The 18,749-nt window shown below is 69.5% G+C and carries 15 protein-coding genes; 9 read left to right on the top strand and 6 right to left on the bottom strand.

The window, feature by feature from the left end:
- The first annotated feature begins 199 nt into the window (after positions 1-199).
- The 3 genes from HUA74_RS00665 to HUA74_RS00655 are packed head-to-tail and all read left to right on the top strand — an operon-like array spanning position 200 to position 3,289.
- Positions 200-1,198 carry a glycosyltransferase family 2 protein gene (locus HUA74_RS00665; RefSeq protein ID WP_174453014.1) on the top strand — a complete coding sequence of 333 codons (999 nt, stop codon included), beginning with the start codon at positions 200-202 and terminating at the stop codon, positions 1,196-1,198.
- Positions 1,185-1,883, top strand: coding sequence for a class I SAM-dependent methyltransferase (locus HUA74_RS00660; RefSeq protein ID WP_174453013.1), 699 nt, complete (start codon positions 1,185-1,187; stop codon positions 1,881-1,883). Before HUA74_RS00665 ends, HUA74_RS00660 begins: the two co-directional genes overlap by 14 nt.
- A complete protein-coding gene (locus tag HUA74_RS00655; RefSeq protein ID WP_174453012.1) occupies positions 1,880-3,289 on the top strand; it encodes an FAD-dependent oxidoreductase in 1,410 nt (469 codons plus the stop codon). The genes HUA74_RS00660 and HUA74_RS00655 overlap by 4 nt, the downstream gene beginning before the upstream one ends.
- A gap of 24 nt (positions 3,290-3,313) precedes the next feature.
- Here the strand turns inward: HUA74_RS00655 and HUA74_RS00650 are convergent, their stop codons facing one another.
- From HUA74_RS00650 to HUA74_RS00625, 6 genes are all read right to left on the bottom strand, one after another.
- Positions 3,314-4,726 carry a sigma-54 dependent transcriptional regulator gene (locus HUA74_RS00650; RefSeq protein WP_281291621.1) on the bottom strand — a complete coding sequence of 471 codons (1,413 nt, stop codon included), beginning with the start codon at positions 4,724-4,726 and terminating at the stop codon, positions 3,314-3,316.
- Positions 4,727-4,752: 26 nt separating this feature from the next.
- The gene (locus HUA74_RS00645) at positions 4,753-6,294 is read right to left on the bottom strand and encodes a nitrogen regulation protein NR(II) (protein ID WP_174453644.1); all 1,542 of its coding nucleotides are present in this window, start codon (positions 6,292-6,294) and stop codon (positions 4,753-4,755) included.
- Positions 6,295-6,355: 61 nt separating this feature from the next.
- Positions 6,356-7,609 (bottom strand): type II secretion system F family protein, encoded by a 1,254-nt coding sequence (locus tag HUA74_RS00640; RefSeq protein WP_174453011.1) that lies wholly within the window; start codon positions 7,607-7,609, stop codon positions 6,356-6,358.
- Positions 7,610-7,666: 57 nt separating this feature from the next.
- Positions 7,667-8,782, bottom strand: coding sequence for a type IV pilus twitching motility protein PilT (locus HUA74_RS00635; RefSeq protein ID WP_141648910.1), 1,116 nt, complete (start codon positions 8,780-8,782; stop codon positions 7,667-7,669).
- 39 nt (positions 8,783-8,821) lie between these two features.
- Positions 8,822-10,522, bottom strand: a complete 1,701-nt coding sequence (gene pilB, locus HUA74_RS00630) for a type IV-A pilus assembly ATPase PilB (protein WP_141648911.1) — start codon at positions 10,520-10,522, stop codon at positions 8,822-8,824.
- A 212-nt stretch (positions 10,523-10,734) separates the two neighbouring features.
- A complete protein-coding gene (locus HUA74_RS00625; protein ID WP_174453010.1) occupies positions 10,735-11,664 on the bottom strand; it encodes a bifunctional riboflavin kinase/FAD synthetase in 930 nt (309 codons plus the stop codon).
- A gap of 66 nt (positions 11,665-11,730) precedes the next feature.
- Between HUA74_RS00625 and HUA74_RS00620 the strand changes: the two genes are divergently transcribed.
- The 6 genes from HUA74_RS00620 to HUA74_RS00595 all read left to right on the top strand — a co-directional run bounded on the left by HUA74_RS00620 (position 11,731) and on the right by HUA74_RS00595 (position 18,708).
- Positions 11,731-12,351: a tRNA (guanosine(46)-N(7))-methyltransferase TrmB gene (locus HUA74_RS00620; RefSeq protein ID WP_141649419.1), complete on the top strand. Its 621-nt coding sequence runs from the start codon at positions 11,731-11,733 to the stop codon at positions 12,349-12,351.
- 108 nt (positions 12,352-12,459) lie between these two features.
- Positions 12,460-13,503 carry a diguanylate cyclase gene (locus tag HUA74_RS00615; RefSeq protein ID WP_141649420.1) on the top strand — a complete coding sequence of 348 codons (1,044 nt, stop codon included), beginning with the start codon at positions 12,460-12,462 and terminating at the stop codon, positions 13,501-13,503.
- Positions 13,504-13,558: 55 nt separating this feature from the next.
- Complete coding sequence (locus HUA74_RS00610; protein ID WP_141649421.1) at positions 13,559-13,975, top strand: hypothetical protein; 417 nt, start codon at positions 13,559-13,561, stop codon at positions 13,973-13,975.
- Positions 13,976-14,114: 139 nt separating this feature from the next.
- Positions 14,115-15,221: a hypothetical protein gene (locus HUA74_RS45310; protein ID WP_254624857.1), complete on the top strand. Its 1,107-nt coding sequence runs from the start codon at positions 14,115-14,117 to the stop codon at positions 15,219-15,221.
- Positions 15,222-15,283: 62 nt separating this feature from the next.
- Positions 15,284-15,706 (top strand): cupredoxin domain-containing protein, encoded by a 423-nt coding sequence (locus HUA74_RS00600; RefSeq protein ID WP_174453008.1) that lies wholly within the window; start codon positions 15,284-15,286, stop codon positions 15,704-15,706.
- Between the two features lie 56 nt (positions 15,707-15,762).
- Positions 15,763-18,708: a helicase C-terminal domain-containing protein gene (locus HUA74_RS00595; RefSeq protein ID WP_141647921.1), complete on the top strand. Its 2,946-nt coding sequence runs from the start codon at positions 15,763-15,765 to the stop codon at positions 18,706-18,708.
- The last annotated feature ends 41 nt before the right edge of the window (positions 18,709-18,749 follow it).

Genomic DNA, 18,749 nt, shown 5'->3' with positions numbered 1-18,749 from the left:
GCCTCCAGGCTACAGCACCCTCCCGGGCTCCGGGAGCCGCTCGAGCCTCGGAGGGGCTCCCCCGCCCGCCCGGAGGACACCGTGCTCGGGGTGCCCCAGGGACTCGCGGCGACCAGGCGAGCGCACTCCGCCGCGCGACAGGTCCAGGGAACGCGGTAGGATTCGCGAGCGTTGGGCTCCCCCGCCCGCCCCCCTTCGCATGAGCCCACCCGTCGTCGACATCTCCGTGGTCGTCCCCTGCTTCCGTGGGGAGTCCTCGCTCCCCGAGCTGTGCGCGCGGCTGGTCCGCACGTTGGAGGCCCGCCACACCCCCTTCGAAATCATCCTGGTCGACGACAGCGCCAGGCCCGCGCTGTGGGCCGTCATCGAGAAGCTGGCGCAGGGGGATGAGCACATCGTGGGCGTGCGGCTGATGCGCAACTTCGGGCAACACAACGCCACGGTGTGCGGCTTCCGGCATGCCCGTGGGCGCTGGGTCGTGACGCTCGACGAGGACCTGCAGAACCCGCCCGAGGAGATTGGCGCGCTGCTGGCCCGCGCCGAGCAGGCCGACGCGGACGTCGTCTACGGTCTGCCCCGCGTGAGGCAGGGCCCCGGGTGGCGCTCGCTGGCCTCGCGCCTCATCATGGTCATCCCTCGCAGGGTGATGCGGGTGGCCTTCGACATCTCCGCCTTCCGGCTCATCTCCGGGCGCGTCGCCGCCGAGGTCGCCCGCAGCGAGCGGCACGACATCATCCTCGACATCTACCTGTCCTGGGTCACCGACCGCATCACCGCCGCCGAGGTGCGCCACGAGCACCCCGAGGGGCTGCGCAGCTCGTACACGCTGGGCCGCCTGGTGACGGTGTTCTTCAACCTGCTCTTCAACTACGCCACCTTCCCCCTCCGGCTCGCCTCCGTCGGCGGCTTCCTCTTGTCCGTGCTGTCCGCCATCGCGGGCGGAGTGGTGGTCTTCTCGCGCATCACCGGGACCATCACCGTGCCTGGCTGGGCCTCGCTGGCCGTGGCGGTGCTGTTCTCCTCGGGCGTGACGTTGCTCGGCGTGGGCATCCTCTCCGAGTACGTGGCGCGCATCTTCCTCCAAATCAATCAGAAGCCCCAGGCGGTGGTGCGGCAGGCGACAAGCACCTCCAGGCTGGCCGTCGCGGAGCCACGGGCCGAGCCCGCGCGACAGGAGACCCTCCATGGACATCGCTGAAGAGCAGCGCGCCTTCTACGGCGCGCTCCTGGACCAGTACGGAGACGACCCACGTGCCCTGTCGCACCGGGACCAGGCCACCCAATACGAGCGCTTCCACCGGCTGGCCCGACTCTTCGAAGGCGCGTCGGGCCCCTTCTCCGTGCACGAGGTGGGGTGCGGCATGGGGCACTTCGGCGAGTTCCTCCAGCACCATCACCCAGAGGCCCGCTACTCCGGCAGCGACGTCCATCCCTCGTTCACGGAGTCGTGCGCGCGCAAGTTTCCCCAGGGCACCTTCCATACGCGCGACATCGTCGCGAGCCTTCCGCCCGAACGGTACGACTACCTGACGCTGTCGGGGACCTTCAACGTCCGGCTCTCGGCCACGCCCGAGGCCTGGCGCGGCTTCGTCGAGGGCATGCTGGCCGCCATGTACGCGCTGTGCACGAAGGGCTTCTCGGTGAACTTCCTCACCACGTTCCACGACCCCGAGTACACGCGCGACGAGCTGTACTATCAGCCGCCGGGCGCGCTGCTGGACTTCGTGGTGGGCAAGCTGAGTCGGTTCTGGGAGCTGGATGCCGCGGGGCCCCTCTACGAATACACGTTGCGCGTGTACCGCCCCGAGCACGTCCACGCGCGACACGCGGACCCCGCCTTCGCCCGCTACTTCCGCTCCGCCCCGCGCCCCGTCTCGCCATGAGCATTTCCGCCTCCAGCGCCCCCTCGCCCCTGTCGCCCCGTCCCCGCATCGCGGTGGTGGGTGCCGGCCCCGCGGGCCTCACCGCCGCCTATGTCCTGGCGAAGGCCGGGGCCCAGGTCGAGGTCCACGAGGGCAGCCGCGTCGTCGGCGGACTGTCACGCACCCTGGACTTGTGGAACCAGCGGGTGGACCTGGGGCCGCACCGCTTCCACACGCAGGATGCGCGCATCGACTCGCTCTGGAAGAGCGTGGTGGGAGAGGACTGGGCCACCGTCGAGTCCCATCCCGGCGTCTTCCGGAATGATGGGAAGGTGCTGCGCTACCCGCTCCAGGTGGTGGATGTGGTGCGCAAGGTGGGCCTCACCGAATCCATCCGGTGCGTGCTCGACTACGGGCGCCAGCAACTGCGCCCGCTTCCGGAGGTTCGAACGTTCGAGGACTGGCTGGTGCAGCACTTTGGCCGCCGCGTCTACGAGCAGTTCTTCCGAGACTTCAACGAGAAGTTCTTCGGACGGCCCTGCTCCGCGGTGGACGCCAGCGTGTCCGGCGCCGCGGCCAAGGACGCCTCGCTGGTCGACACCGTGCTCGCCGCCTTGCGCACGGGCGCGAGCAACGCCCGGGCACGCGCCGTCAAGCAGGTCACCGAGCAGTTCCCCTACCCCCAGCGCGGCACCGGAGAGGTGTACGAGCGCATGGCCCAGTTCGTCCGCGACCACGGCGGCGAGGTGTTCCTGGAGAGCCGGGTGGAGGCGCTGGAGGTCGAGGGCCGCCGCGTGACGGGGCTGAAGTCCTCCCACGGCTCGCGGGCCTACGACTACATCATCTCCAGCGCCCCGCTGGTGCCGCTCGTGGCACAGCTTCCAGGCCAGCCCCCCGAGGTGCAACGGGCGCTCACCGAGGCGCGCGACGTGCTCACCTTCCGAAGCGCGCTCCTGGTGTACCTGGAGGTCCACGAGACGGGGCTGTTCCCCGAGTCCTGGCTGGAGATGCACACGCGCGCGGTCAGGACCTGCCGCGTCACCAACTTCCGCAACTGGGTCCCCGGACTCTACGGCGCGGAGCGCTCCACCATCCTCTGCGCGGAGTACTGGTGCTCCCAGGACGAGGCCCTCTGGAGCGAGTCCGATGAAGCCATGGCGGCGCTCGCCAGGAAGGAGCTGGAGTCCGTGGGCCTGCTGGGACCGGCCCCGGTCGGGCGATTCCACGTGGTGCGCCTGCCGCGCTGCTATCCGGTGTACCAGCCCGGCTTCCAACGCGTCCTCCAGCCCCTCCAGGAGCACCTCGACAACTTCGAGCGCCTGAGTTCCATCGGCCGCGGCGGCCGCTTCTCCTACAACAGCCAGGACGCCAACTGGCGCATGGGCCTGGAGGCCGCGGACGGCGCCAGGGCGGCGCTCGGCTTCTAGGTCTCCGGGCCCGCGAGGGGAGCGTCACTCTCCGCTTCGCACCGGCGCGGGGTCCTCCAGTTCGTCCGTGAGGCCGTGCTTCGCCAGCCGGTAGCGGAACGAGCGGAAGGACAGGCCGAGCAGGTCCGCCGCGCGCGTCTTCACCCCACCCGCCTGCTTCAGCGCCGCCAGCAGGTAGCGCCGCTCGCTGTCGTCCAGGTGGCGCTCCAGATTGAAGCCGCCGCTCAACTGGGGCTCGCCGCCCTCGCCCGGACGCGCCACCGGCTCCGCCTCGCCGCGCACCGCGGGCGGCAGCGTGGACGGCCCCAGCAGGTCCGAGTCGGACAGCGTGGCCGCGCGCTCCACCATGTTCTGCAGCTGCCGCACGTTGCCGGGGAACGCGTAGCGCTCGAGCAACGCCAGCGTCTCTGGCGCGAAGCGCAGGCCCGGCCGCCCCAGCTCCTCCGCCATCCTCGACAGGAAGTGGCCCGCCAGGAGCGAGATGTCGCCCGCGCGCTCGCGCAGGGGTGGCAGCTCCAGCGTAATCACATTGAGTCGGTAGAAGAGGTCCTCGCGAAAGCGCCCCGCCTTCACTTCCGTCTCCAGCCGCCGGTTCGTCGCGGCGATGACTCGCGCCTGGAAGGGCACCTCCGCCGCGCTCCCCACCGGCTTCACCTTCCGCTCCTGGAGCACCCGCAGGAGCTTCACCTGCGTGGCCAGCGGCATCTCGCCGACTTCGTCCAGCATCACCGTGCCCTCACCCGCGGACACCAGCAGGCCCGCGCGCTCGTGCAACGCCCCCGTGAAGGCCCCCTTCACGTGGCCGAACAGCTCGCTCTCCAGCGTGCCCTCGTTGAGCGCCGCGCAGTTGAAGGGCAGGAAGGGCTGGGCCGCCCGATTGCCGCGCATGTGGATGCCACGCGCCACCAGCTCCTTGCCCGTGCCGCTCTCCCCCGTCACCAGCACCGTGCTGCGCCCCGGCGCCACCTTCTCCACCAGGGACCACACCGCCTGCATCCGCGCGCTCTGCCCCACCGCCACGCCCAGCCCGGGCAACAGCCGCGCGCGCAGCGTGATGTTCTCCTGCCGCAACGTGCGCTTCTCCAGCGCCTTCTGCACCAGCAGCCGCAGCTCCTCGTTGTCGAAGGGCTTGCAGATGTAGTCGTACGCCCCCTCGCGCATCGCCTCCACGGCGGCGGACGGCGTCCCGTAGGCCGTAATCAGCACGACTTCCGGAGGCTCCTTGCGCGCCCGCGCCGTGCGCAGCACGTCCAGGCCGCTGCCCGTCCCCAGCTTCATGTCGGAGATGACCAGGTCCACCCCGTCGCGCGCGAGCACCTCGCACGCGGGCTTCACCCCGGGCACGCTCGTCACCGCGTAACCCTCGCGGTGCAGCAACAGCTCCAGGTACTCCCGCATGGACAGCTCGTCGTCCACGACGAGAATGTGGCCTCTCACTCCGCTCTCTGCTGCATGCGCGGTCGTCACAGCGGCAACCCCACGACGAACTCCGTTCCCTCGGCCGGGTCCGAGCGCACGCGGATGGAGCCGCCATGCGCGCGGACGATGGAGTGCGCGGTGGACAACCCCAGTCCCGTGCCTCCGTCCCGCGTGGTGAAGAAAGGCTCGAACAGATGGCCCATCATCTCCTCGGTGATGCTTCCCGCCGAGTCCCACACCCGAATCTGCGCTTCCTTCTCGCTTCTCGCCAGCCCCACCCGCACCTCGCCCCTGGGTCCCGCCGCCTGGAACCCGTTGCGCACCAGGTTGATGAGCACCTGACGCAGCTGGTCCGGATCCACCGCGGCCGTCAGCCGCTCCTGCGCGGACACCTCCACCCGCACGTCCCGCGCCAGGGGGTCCGCCCGCAACATGTCCACCGTCTCCGCCAGGAGCGCGTCCAGCGACACCTCGCGACGCATGGGCTCCGGAGGACGCGCGAAGCGCAGGAAGTCCTCCACCAGCCGCCCGAGCCGATCCGACTCGCGCACCAGGATGTTGGTGAGCTTCTGCACCACCACGTCCCGCGAGCACTCCTGCGCCAGCAGCTGCGCGGAGCCCCGCATCGCCGCCAGCGGGTTGCGCAGCTCGTGCGCCAGCTGCGCGGAGAGCGCCCCCAGGCTCGCGAGCCGGTCCGAGCGCTCCAGGTCCTCCTCCATCCGCCGCAGCTCCGTCAAATCCTGGAAGACGATGAGCAGCGCCCCCGGCTCGCCCTCCAGCGGCGTCACCGACAGCCCGAGGATGATGCGACGACGCCCCCCGTCCGTGCCCACCACCATCTCGCCGCGCGACGAGCGGGGCGCGAGCCCCGACACTCCGGGGAGCAGCGACTCCAGCGGCTGACCGGTGCTGACCATGTCCCCCAGCTGAAGGATGCCGTGCGCGGCGGCGTTGACGTATGTAACGCGCTTCTGGGCATCGCAGGTGATGAGCCCCGACGGCATGGAGGAGAGAATCTGCTGCTGGAGCCCTCCCAACCTGCGCAGGTCCGCCTCTCGCGCGGACAGCGCGCCGCCCGTCGCGGAGAGCTGCCGGGACAGGTAGCCCGCCAACACGGCGATGAGCGCCAGCGCGAGCAGATTGCTGCCCAGCACGAAGAAGCCCCGGCTGGACAAGAGCGGCCCCAGCGGCGCGACGTCCGACAGCCGCAGCACCCCCACCAGCCCGGCGAAGGACAGCGCCGCCGCCGCCGCCACCCAGAGGGCCCCTCGCCAGTCCAGCACCACTGCGGCGCCGATGACGGCCAGGCTGTAGAGGAACGTCAGCGGGGAGTCGGAACCACCACTCAGGAACACGAGGCCCGTGGCGATGACGACGTCGCCCAGCACCTGCACCCACGCGTCCAGCCGGCCGGCCTTCTCCCGCCGCAGCCGGATGCCCACCACCACCGTGGAGACATACGCGGCGACAATGACGGAGAGCGAGAGCGAGTCTGCCCGGCTCGGCTCCTCGAGGGGCTGGAGCAGCAGGCGACCCACGGTGATGACGAGCGACAGGCTCGCCGCCACCGTCCGGAACAACACCAGCCAGACCAGGCGCGCGCGGAGCCTCTCGGACTCGTCCGCGCGCGCCCTGGCGACAGCGGAGCTACTTGATGGCACCGGCAATGGAGAAGATGGGCAGGTACATGGCGATGAGGAAGCCACCGACCACGCCGCCGAGGAACACCATCAACAGGGGCTCGATCATGGCCGTCAGCGCGCTGACGGCGGTGTCCACTTCGTCGTCGTAGAAGTCGGCGATCTTGTTGAGCATGGTGTCCATGGCGCCCGTCGCTTCACCGACGCCAATCATCTGCACCACCATGGACGGGAACACCTTCGTCTCGAGCAGCGGACCGGCGATGTTCTTGCCTTCGGAGATCTTCCCGCGAACGTAGTAGATGGCCTCTTCCACCGTGCGGTTACCGGCCGTCTTCGCCGTCACGTCGAGCGCGTCGAGGATGGGCACGCCCGAGGAGATCATCGTGCCCAGCGTGCGCGTGAAGCGCGCCACCGCCACCTTGCGGAGCACGGGGCCGAACAGCGGCAACTTCAGGAAGACCTTGTCCCAGAACTTGCGGCCCCTGGGCTGCCTGTAGCTCCAGGTGAAGGAGACGACCAGCGCGGTGATGATGCTGATCACATGCAGCCAGTACGCTTCCGCCCAGGCGGACAAATCCACCACGAACTGGGTGGGAGCGGGCAGCGCCGAGCCGAAGTCCGCGAACATGGCCGCGAACACGGGCGTCACCTTGAGCAGCAGCAGCGCCGTCACGCCAATGGCCACGAGGATGACGATGGCCGGGTAGGTCATCGCGCCCTTGACCTTGCGCTTGAGCTTCTCCGCCTTCTCGCGGTAGGCCGCCAGACGGTTGAGGATGGTGTCGAGGATACCGCCGACCTCACCGGCCGCGCAGAGCTGGATGTAGAGCTCGTCAAAGACCTTGGGGTGCTCCTTGAGCGCATCCGCGAAGGTGCTGCCCTGCTCCACCTTCGCCTTGATGGCCAGCACCACCTTCTTGAAGGCGGGGTTGTCCATCTGGTTGGCGAGGATGTCCAAGCACTGCACCAGGGGCAGACCCGCGTCGATCATCGTCGCGAACTGACGCGTGAAGACGAGGATGTCCTTGCCCGTGACGCCGCCGAAGCCCGGGAGGCTGATTTCGCCGTCCAGCGCGCTCTTCTTGCGCACCTTGACGGGATTGAGGCCCAGGGACTTGAGCCGGGCGTTGACGGCCTCGCTGTCCGAGGCCTCCATCTCGCCCTTCTTCGTCTCCCCGCTCTTGGTCTTCGCCTCCCAGAGGAACTGGGCGGTGTTCTTCTTGGAAGCTGTTGCCTTCTGGACTGCCGGTGCTGCCATGAGCTCGACCTCCGCAAACGCCGCGCGAGTCTAACCGCTGAATCTCGAAACCAGGAACTAACGACCCGTCGCTCCTCCGGCTGGTCGCTGGGTACCCGGGAGCCCGCCACCCCCGGTGGAAAGAATGTTGCGCAGCTCGTCCGGGTCGCTGGAGCGACCGAAGGCCTCGTCCTGGGTGATGAGCCGGCGCAGGAGCAGCGCCGCCAGGGCCTGATTGAAGGTCTGCATGCCGTACTTGGCCTGACCCACCTGCATGGAGGAGTAGATCTGGTGGACCTTGTCCTCGCGGATGAGGTTCCGGATGGCGGGGTTGGGAATCATGACCTCCAGGGCGAGGATGCGGCCCGGAGCGCCCGCCTTGGCCACCAGCGCCTGGCTCATCACGCCCTCCAGCACGAAGGACATCTGGGCGCGCACCTGCGGCTGCTGGTACGGCGGGAACACGTCCAGCACGCGGTTGATGGTCTGCACCGCGCTGTTGGTGTGCAGCGTCGCGTAGCAGATGTGGCCCGTCTCGGCGATGGTGAGCGCGGCCTCGATGGTCTCCAGGTCGCGCAACTCGCCCACCAGCACGATGTCCGGGTCCTGACGCAGGATGTACTTGAGGGCCGTCTTGAAGTTCCGCGTGTCCGCACCCACCTCGCGCTGATTGACGAGGCAGTTCTTGTGCGGGTGCAGGTACTCGATGGGGTCCTCGATGGTCATGATGTGCTCATGACGCTCGGTGTTGATCTTGTCGATCATCGAGGCCAGCGTGGTGGACTTGCCCGAGCCCGTGGGTCCCGTCACCAGGATGAGGCCGCGCGGCTTCTTCACCAGCTCCGCCACGACGGGCGGCAGGCCCAGCTCCTGGAAGGTCAGGATCTTGAAGGGAATGGTGCGGAACGCCCCGGCCACCGCGCCACGCTGCATGAAGATGTTGGCGCGGAAGCGCGACAGCCCCTTCACGCCGAAGGACAGGTCCAGCTCGTTGTCCTCCTCGAACTTGTGCTTCTGGGCGTCCGTGAGGATGGAGTAGCAGAGCTGCTTGGTCTCCACGGGCGTCAGCGGCGCCGTCTTCAAGGGGACGAGCTCGCCGTCCACGCGCAATTGCGGCGGCGAGCCGGTGGTGACGTGGAGGTCGGAAGCGCCCTTCTCGACCATCGCCTTGAGGAGCTGGTGCAGGTTGGCCACGGTGGGGATGTCCTTCGGTGAGGCTGGGGGAGGGGGTGACTAGAACCGGTCCGGGGCGGTGTTGCCGACCACTTCTTCCAGAGTGGTGAAGCCGTCCATCACCTTCTTGAGGCCACTCATGCGAAGGCTGCTCATGCCCAGACGGATGGCCTCCTGCTTGAGCTCCGCGGCGGACCCACCGTTGATGACCAGCTCCTTGAGGCCGTCCCAGAAGGGCATGACCTCGTAGATGGCCACGCGACCCCGGTAGCCGCGGTCATTGCAGTCGCGGCAGCCGACCTTCTCGTACACGGTGAAGGTGCCCATCTTGTCCGGGGGGATGCCGGCGTCGATGAGGGCCTGCTCGTCCACCTTGTCCGCCGGCTTCTTGCAGGCGGGGCACAGGCGGCGCGCCAGACGCTGGGCGAGGATGAGGTTGAGCGAGGCCGTCACGAGGAACGGCTCGATGCCCATGTTGAGCAGACGGCTCACCGTGCCAGGGGCGTCGTTGGTGTGCAGCGTGGAGAGCACCAGGTGGCCGGTGAGGGCGGCCTTGACGCCGATTTCCGCCGTCTCGAAGTCGCGGATCTCACCAATCATGATGATGTCCGGGTCCTGGCGGAGGAACGAGCGCAGGCCCGCGGCGAAGTTCAGGCCGATGTCTTCATGCATCTGCACCTGGTTGATGCCGGCGAAGTTGAATTCGACCGGGTCCTCGGCGGTGCAGATGTTGGTGCCAACGTCGTTGAGGCTGGAGAGCGCCGAGTACAGCGTCGTCGTCTTGCCGGAACCGGTGGGGCCCGTCACCAGCACCATGCCGTAGGGACGGTCGATGGCTTCCTTGAACCAGGCCAGGGGCTCCGCGTCGAAGCCCAGCTTCGTCATGTCCAGCTGCAGGTTGCTCTTGTCGAGCAGACGCATCACGACCTTCTCGCCGAAGAGCGTGGGACACACGCTCACGCGGAAGTCCATCTCCTTGCCGCCGCCAATCTTGATCTTGATGCGGCCGTCCTGCGGCAGGCGTCGCTCGGAGATGTCCAGCGAGGCCATGATCTTCAGACGCGACGTAATCGCGTTGCGCAACTTCATCGGCGGGCGCATGACCTCGTACATCACGCCGTCGATCCGGAAGCGGACGCGGAAGTCGCGCTCATACGGTTCGATGTGGATATCGGACGCGCGCTTCTTGATGGCGTCCATGAGGATGAGGTTCACCAGCTTGACGACGGGCGCGTCATCCGCGGCCTTCGCCATCTCGTCGATGTTCTCCGTCTCCTCCTTCGCCAGCTCGACTTCGTCGTCGACGTCGCCGACGATCTCCTCCATCGAGGGGCCCTTCTCCGCGTAGTAGCGCTCAATGGCCTCGCGGATGGAGACCTCCGAGGCCACCACCGTCTCGATGTTGTAGCCGGTGAGGAACTTCAGGTCGTCCACCGCGAAGATGTTGGACGGGTCGCACATGGCGACGATCAGCGAGGGACCGGCGCGATTGACGGGAATCACCAGGTGCTTCTCGGCCACTTCCTTCGGCACGAGCTTGATGATGTCCGGGTCGATGTCGAAGTCCTTCAGGTTGATGGCCGGCACGCCGTACTGCTTGGAGAGGAAGTCGGTGAGCTTCGACTCCTCGATGGCGCCCGTCTTGATGAGCGCGGTGCCGATGCGCGTGCCGCTCTTCTGCTGTTCTTCCTGGGCCTTGCGCAGCTGCTGGACGGAGATGAGATTCTCGCGGACCAGCAGTTCACCCAATCGACCGGACATTCGTGAAGCCTCTTCCTTGTGGCACAGAAGGATGAGACGGGCGGGGGCCCGCCTCGCTCTTGGGAGACAGGGGCGTTGCCTCGGGGCCCCACAGCACCTTTGGCACGGTTCCTGACAGCGAATTAGAGGGGAGCCGCGCACATCCGTCAAGGCGCCCTCTGGGGGGCCCGGACTCGCCAACCCGTTGAACAATCACGGGAAAAGTGCGTGCGTCACTCCCCGGCCCGCGCAATCACCGTGCGAGCGGCCTCCACGTCGCGCTTGATCTGCCCGGTCAGCTCCGCCACGGAGCCGAACCGCTGCTCGGGGCGAAGGCGCTCCAGGAACTGCACGCGCAGCTCCCGCCCGTAGATATCCCCCGCGAAATCCAGCAGGTGCGCCTCGATGGTGACCTCGGTGCCGCCAAAGGTGGGCTTGATGCCGATATTGGCGGCGCCCCCATGCCAGGTGCCCACGCCCTCCCCCGTGAGGAAGCGCACGCGGATGGCATAGACGCCCGGCGCGGGCCGCAGCTCGTTCTGGGTGTCCACGTTGGCGGTGGGAAAGCCGATGGTCCTCCCCCGCCCCGCCCCCGCCACGACCATGCCGTCCAAATCGAAAGGGCGGCCCAACAGCCGGCACGCGGCGGACACGCGCCCCTCGAGGATGTACTCGCGCACCCGTGAGGACGAGGCCACCACCCCGTCCACCGTGACGGGCGTCACCACGTGGACGCGCGCGCCCCGCCGGGACGCCGCCTCGCGCAGCGTCTCCACGTTGCCCGCGCGCGCCACGCCGTAGGTGAAGTCGCTGCCCACCACTACGTGCGCCACGCCGAGCGCGTCGAAGAGCGTGGCCTCGAAGTCCGCGGGCCCCGTGCGCGCATAGTCACGCGAGAAGGCCTGCACCACCGTGGCCTCCAGCCCCAGGTCGGCGAGCAGCTCCAGGCGGCGGGGCAGCAAGGTAATCAGCTTGGGCGCCAGGTCTGGCTGGAGCACCTTGCCCGGGTGGGGGTTGAAGGTGAACGCCGCGGGGGAAGCGTGCTTGCGCGCCTCCGCGAAGAGGGCCTGGTGGCCCACGTGCACCCCGTCGAAGTTGCCCAGGGCGAGCGCTCGGCCGATCAGCGCCCGGCCCGCCTCCGCCACCGACTGGAAGACCTTCATCCCTCCCCTATACCAGTGTTTTTCCCTGGCCAGACCCCGCTCGGCCGTGGTTGGAGCGCCCTCCTCATGCCACGCCCCCGCTTGCTGCCAGACCCCGTCGGCCTCCACCTCATCGCCCAGGAGACCCCTCCGGACTGGGACGCCGAGTTCGGCTTCCCGGGCCCCCTGGAGCTCGAAATCGGCTCCGGCGCCGGGGGCCACGCGCTGGAGTACTGCCGCCGCAACCCCACCATCCGCTTCGTCGCCTTCGAGTGGCGCAAGAAGTACGCGCGCGACACCCAGGAGCGCGCCCAGAAGGCCGGGATGAAGAACCTGCGCGTCGTCGAGTCCGACGCCCGCTTCGCCGTCCCCCGCATCTTCGCGGCCGGCTCGCTCTCCGCCATCCACCTCCAGTTCCCCGACCCCTGGTGGAAGCGCGCCCACGCCAAGCGCGCCGTCGTGCAGCCGGATTTCGCCGCCCTCCTGCTCACCAGGCTCGCCCCCGGCGGCCGCTTCGACATGCGCACCGACGTCGAGGACCGCGCCCACAACATGCTCTCCATCCTGGAATCCGTGGGTTTCCACAACCCCTTGGGTTCCGGTGTTTTCCATCCGTATGACCCGGAGGAGGTGCCCTCGACGCGTGAGCGGCGGTATCTCACCTCGGGAGAGCCGGTGTACCGGGCCCGCCTCGTCAAACCCGCCTGAGCCTCCGAAAGACGGGGACTTGCCCTACCCCTTGGCTTCCTGGAGTCGGCGGGAGACAATCACAGGCATTCTGGCAGCGCGGGATGATTGCACTGGGGGCGCAACCGCATGGCGGAGGGTGACAGGAAGAGGACGCCGGAGGTAGCCCGGCGGACTGGGGCAGGCGGCGAGCTGAGCGGCCGGACGGTGCTCATCGTCGATGACGATCCATCGCACGTGGCACATGTGCGCGAGGGGCTGGCGCCGCGGGGGTACGTCTTCAAGGAAGCCCATGACGGCACACAGGCGCTGTCGGCCATTCGCGAGGCGCGGCCGGACCTCATCTTGATGGACGTGGAGATGCCGGGGCTGGGCGGCGTGGAGGTGTGCCGCATCATCAAGGCGAACTCCGGGGAGGAAGGCTTCGGCTTCATCCCGGTGATTCTGATGACGGCGCGGCAGGCGGCGGGAAAGGTGGAGGGGTTGGAGCTGGGGGCGGACGACTACCTGGTGAAGCCCTTCGACATGTTGGAGCTGTCGGCGCGGGTGAAGTCGATGCTGCGGCTCAAGGCGCTCCAGGACGCGCTGGTGGAGAAGAACCGGGAGCTGGACAAGGCCAACAAGGAGCTGGCGCGGCGGCGCGAGGAGCTCCTGGCGCTCAGCCGGACCGACGCGCTCACGGGGCTGTTCAACCGGCGCTGCTTCGAGGAGCGCCTGAGCGACGAGTTCGCGCGCTCGCGGCGCTACCAGTCCCCCTTGTCGCTGGTGATGCTGGACATCGACCACTTCAAGCGCATCAACGACACCTTCGGCCACCCCTTCGGGGACCAGGTGCTCAAGGCGGTGGCGCAGACGACGCGCTCGCGGCTGCGCGAGGTGGACGTGCTGGCGCGTTATGGCGGGGAGGAGTTCATCGCGTTGTTGCCAGAGACGGCGACGGCGGACGCGCTCAAGGTGTGCGAGCGCGTGCGCGAGGCCATCGCCGGCCTGCGGGTGGAGCACGTGGGCGTGGACGGGAAGCGGCAGGAGGTGCGCCTGACGGCGTCGCTCGGCGTGGCGACGGTGCCCTCGGAAGACCTGGGGAGCGCGGAGGAGCTTCTTCGCGCGGCGGATGCGGGGCTCTACGCGGCCAAGGGAGCGGGGCGCAACCGTGTCCAGCAACACGTTCCGTGAGACGGACGCACCCAAGGCTTTCCCCCGGCGCCGCTTTGACCTAAACCCCACGTCCATGCGCCTGACCGCGACGATGCCCTGGTTGCTGGCCCTGCTCCTGGTGGGCGTGGCCGGCTGCAACCAGCCCCGCTTCGGCACACCGCAAGATGCGTATACGTCCTTCCACCGTCTGGTGAAGCGCGGCGAGTTGCGCGCGGCCTGGGGCGCATTGTCCCAGCCCACCCAGACGGCCCTGACGAAGCGGGCCCAGGCGGTGAGTGACGCCTCCGGGGGCGCGGTGAAACCCGAGCCCCTGGGCCTCTTCTTCGCGAATGTCCCCCCTCCTCCGGATGTTACGGAGGTCTCCCTGGTCCGGGAGGCGGGCGACGAGGCGACCGTGCTCGTTCGCTCGTCAGGCAGCACCCACGAGGTCCGGATGGTCCGAGAGCCGTCTGGGTGGAAAGTGGACCTCTCAGCCTCCCTCCAGCCGTGAAGCCGGGCATGCTCGGGCTCCTCGCATCAGGTAACGTACGACTGTGAACGATCGGAAGACACGGCGGGTGGTTCCCGCGGTCGAAGTCATCCGGCGGCCGGCCTCGACGCCCGGCAGCGCCGCCCAGACTCCGTCCCCCTTGGAATCCGCCCCTCCGGCGCCCACGCCGCGCCCCACGCCCACGCCCCGGCCCACCGCCGGCACGGCGCCCCCCCTCACGCCGGCGGTTCCTCGGCCCTCGGGGGTGAGTCCTTCGCCCCGCCCCGCCGCTCCCGCGGCGACGGCGCCGACGACCGCCGCCCCCCTGCCCACTCCCCGGCCCACCGGCGCGGCACCCGCACCCTCGCCGCGTCCGGCGAGCGTGACGCCGGGGGCCCGTCCACTGGCGCCGAGAGCACCCGGAGGCCCGGGGGGACCCGGCGCGCGTCCGGGCGGCTTCGGTGGTCGGCCGGGGGGCTTCCGCTCCTCGACGCCTCGGCCTCCGCCCACGCCCGAGCAGATCCTCGCGCTGGCGCAGCGCGAGCATGTGCCCGCGCGCATCGCCAAGGGGGAGCTGGAAGGGAAGATGAAGGCCCGCATCTGGCGCAAGCTGCACGCCGAAGAGGCGAAGCGCTTCGACCAGGTCTACGAGCTGATGGGCCAGACGCCGAGCTTGTCGTTGGGGGATGCCTTCGGCGTGCTCCAGAGCGGCATGACGGTGGCGGAGTTCATGGCGCGCAAGGAGCGCACCCAGCGCAAGGCGGCCATCAAGCAGGCGCGCGGCGAGGTCGACAACGCCGTGGTGGCGGAGCTGCTCGGCGGCCTCATCGCCGGCAAGGTGGAGGTCTCCGTCGTCCTGGCGGAGCGCTCGCTGCTGGACACGCTCGTCGCGGAGGAGCCCATCGCCTTCACGCTGGAGCGCACCGGGCGGCTGGAGAAGCTGCAGGTGGTGCTGCTGGCGCGTCGCGCGGAGTGGGAACGGCTGCTGCCTGGCCTGGAGCGCGACGCCAAGCTGACGCAGAAGCCTTCCACGGTGGCGCGTCAGCCGGACAAGCGTCCGTACTCGGACCCGCGCGCGTTCCTGGACCACCTGGGCGAGACGGTGAAGCTGGTGCTGCGCAACGGCATCACCCTCCAGCTCCCGCTGATGCACGTGGGCCGGTTCGACCTGCTCCTGGGTGAGCCGGGCCACGAGGTCTTCGTCCCGCTCCACGCCCTGCTCCGGTTCGAGCCGGGTCCCGCGAGCGCTCCCGTCGACGAGGCCTGAGGGCCCTGACGTCGGGGGCGCCGCCCCTTTCACCTTCGCAAGTTCTTCGTTCGAGGCACCCCATGCGCCCCTTCTTCTCCCGCATCATCAAGCCCTGGCTCGCGCTCGCCGCGACGGCCGCCATGGTGGGCGCCACGCAGCAGGGATGCACCAAGGACACGCCCGCCGCCGAAGCGGCCCCCTCGGCGCCCACCGTCCCCGAGAAGCGGGAGAACGGCGTGCGCGTGGTGGAGCTGACGGTGACGGAGAAGGGCTACGAGCCCAGCCCCGTGACGCTCAAGAAGGGCGAGCCGGTGAAGCTGGTGGTGACGCGCAAGACGGACCAGACGTGCGCCACCGAAGTGGTGATGGACGGCTACGACATCAACACGCCGCTGCCGCTCAACCAGCCGGTGGACATCTCCTTCACACCCAAGGAGTCCGGAAAACTCGTCTACGGGTGTGCCATGGGGAAGATGATTTCCGGCGTTTTCCTGGTGGACTGAAGACGTAGGCTGAAATCTGGGCACCGCGCCGGGAAGCGTTAGTCTCCCGGCCCTGCATGGGCGGCGCGGCGGAGCTTTTCACGCGGCATGTCTTCCTCGACCTCGAAACCACGGGGTTGGATCCACGTGCCGACGAAATCATCGAGCTGGGGTGTCTCTTCTTCGAGAACGGACGCGAGGTGGACCGCTTCGCGCGGTTGTACTCGGCGTCGCGACCCCTGCCTCTCACCATCCGACGGCTGACGGGCCTGACGGACGCGGACCTGGCGGGTCGGCCTCGCTTCGGGACTGACATCGAGGAGCTGCGAAGTCGGCTCACGGGCTGGACGGTGGTGGCGCACAACGCGCCGTTCGAGAAGGGCTTCCTGCCGGACTTGCTGGGTCCCATCCGCGCGCCGGTGCTCGACTCGTGCGAGTTGATGCACTACCTGCACCCGGAGCTGACCAGCCACTCGCTGGAGTCGCTGCTGCGCTGGGCCGGGCTGGGCATCCGCCAGCCGCACCGCGCGCTGTCCGACTGCGAAGCAGTGCACGCCGTGCTCGTGCAGACGATGGACCGCTTCGTGCGCGAGGGCCGGGGCGAGGACGTCTCCGACCTGCTGGCCACGCTGGACCCTCGGGCCGCGCGGCGGCTGGGGCCTCCAGAGACGGACGGCGGCGCGTTCGACTACGAGGAGTGGCCGCTGCTGGAGCTGCTGTCGCGACTGAGCGACGCCTGTCGCGCCGCGCCCGCGTCGCTGGCGCTGGAGACGCAAGGCTTCCTTCGCGGGAAGCCCGAGCGACGACGAGCGGCCGGTGTCCCCTCGCTGCCCGAGCCCGAGACCGACGCGCCGGTGCTGCCTGTGCGGGCCGACGAGGTGACGGCGGTGCTGGGCGCTGGAGGCGCGCTGGAGCGGATGGAGGAGGGCTTCCGGAGTCGGCCCGCGCAGCTCGAGATGGCGCATGCGGTGGCGCGCGCGCTGTCGGACGGTGAGCAGGTGGCGGTGGAGGCGGGCACGGGCACGGGCAAGTCGCTCGCGTACCTGGCGCCCGCGGCCCTCTTCGCCGCGCGCAACGGGCGCAAGGTGGGCGTGGCCCCGCACACGAAGACGCTCCAGGACCAGTTGCTGGAGAAGGACCTGCCTCGACTGCACAAGGCGATGGGCGGCACCTTCGGCTACGCGCTGCTCAAGGGACAGTCGAACTACCTGTGCCGACGCCGCGCGCTGGAGGCCACGCGCGTGGAGCCGGGCATGGGGCACTCGGCTCGCGCGCCTCGCGCCTACCTGCGCGCGTACCTGCGCCGCAGTGTGGATGGCGACATGGACCGGCTGAGCCACTGGTTCCGCGAGCGCTTCCCCGTCCTGATGGGCCTGACGCCCGCGGTGCGCTCCGAGGCCGCGACGACGCTCGGCGAGAAGTGCCCGCACTACCACCGGTGTTTCTACCACTCGGCCGTGGCCCAGGCGCGCGAGGCGGATGTGCTGGTCATCAACCAGTCCCTCGCCTTCGCGTGGCCGGCGCGCTACCCGAAGCTGGAGCATCTGGTCCTCGACGAGGCCCACGAGGTGGAGGACGTGGCCACCACGGCCCTCACCGTGGAGCTGTCGGACCTGGCCTTCCAGCGGCTCACCGAGCGACTGCACGGACGCGATGGACGCCACGGCCTCTTCGCGGAGCTGCGGCGCGCCCTCTCCGCGTCGCGTCGCGAGGAGTCGCGCGCGCTGATGGGCCAGGTGGAGGACGCGCTGCGCCGGCTGATGGACGAGGCGCGGGACCTGGGCTCGCGGGTGACAGAGCTGTGCGAGCCCTCGGCGACCACTGCGGGAGAGGACCCCGACGAGGGCGCATATGCGCCGGAGCTGCGCGTGACGGAGGCGGTGCGCGCGTTGCCCACGTGGGAGCCGGTGCGTGACGGCCTGGAGCTGGTGCGCGGCGCGCTGCAGGCGCTGCACACGCTGCTCGCGGTGCGGGTGCTGGAGGCCCTGCCGGAGCTCGCCGCGCGGATGCCCGCGCTGGAGCGCGAACTGTCCGGTGCCACCACGGAGCTGGGCGAACTGGCGACGCTGGCGCAGGAGCTCTCGGGCGAAGCGGCGGCGGGACGGTGCTACTCCGCGACAGCCGAGCCTCGGCGACAGCGATGGAACGTGGGCGCGCAGCCAGTGGACGTGTCGTTCCATGTGTCGCGTGACTTCGCGGCGAACAAGCGCGCGCTGGTGTTGACCTCGGCCACGTTGGGTCCCACGAGCCACGGCTCGGGAACGCCCTTCGTGTTGAAGCGGCTGGGGCTGGATGGACGCGGAGACCGCCCTGCCCCTCGGCTGTTGCGCGCACCGTCTCCCTTTCAGCTCCACGAGCAGGCGCTGGTGGTGCTCGTCACCGATGCGCCGCGCGCGCACGAGGACCCGTTTGTCGAGTGGGCCGCGACGCGGATTTCGGGCCTCGCGCAGACGATGGGTGGACGGCTGCTGGGCCTGTTCGCCTCCACGCGGCGCATGGAGCGCGTGGGCGCGGAAGCGCGGAGCCGACTGGAGCCGCTGGGCATCGAAGTGCTGCGGCAGTCGCGCGGACACAGTCGCTCGCTGGCGGCTCGGCAGGAGCGCGACACGGGCACGGTGCTGCTGGGCACGAAGAGCTTCTGGCAGGGCGTGGATATCCCAGGCCGGGGCGTGGGCTGCGTCTTCATCGACAAGCTCCCGCTGGAGCCCGCGCTGCGTCCGTTGGTGGCCGCGCGTGAGGAGCCGCTGGCCCGCTCCGGTGGCGAGTACCAGGGCTTCCTCCAGTACCGACTTCCGCGCGCGTTGCTGCTCCTGCGCCAGGGCGTGGGTCGACTCATTCGCTCCACCACGGACCGAGGCGTCGTCATCGTCGCGGACCCGGGCCACCCGAGCTACCGCGCGCACCTCATGGAAGCGCTCGAGGGCTATCGCGTGGAGGCGCTTCCGTGGGCCCAGGCACGCCTGCGCATCCACGCCGTGCTCAAGCAGACAGGGCTCACCGTGGACGTGGCCTCGCCACCGTGAAGCTTCACAAGTCCGCTCCCGTGGACTCCTTCACGGAGTCC

The sequence above is a fragment of the Myxococcus sp. CA051A genome (assembly GCF_013336705.1).
Lineage (GTDB): Bacteria > Myxococcota > Myxococcia > Myxococcales > Myxococcaceae > Myxococcus > Myxococcus llanfairpwllgwyngyllgogerychwyrndrobwllllantysiliogogogochensis.
The sequence above is the reverse complement of the archived record's forward strand: the minus strand, read 5'-3'. Positions and strand labels throughout refer to the sequence as shown.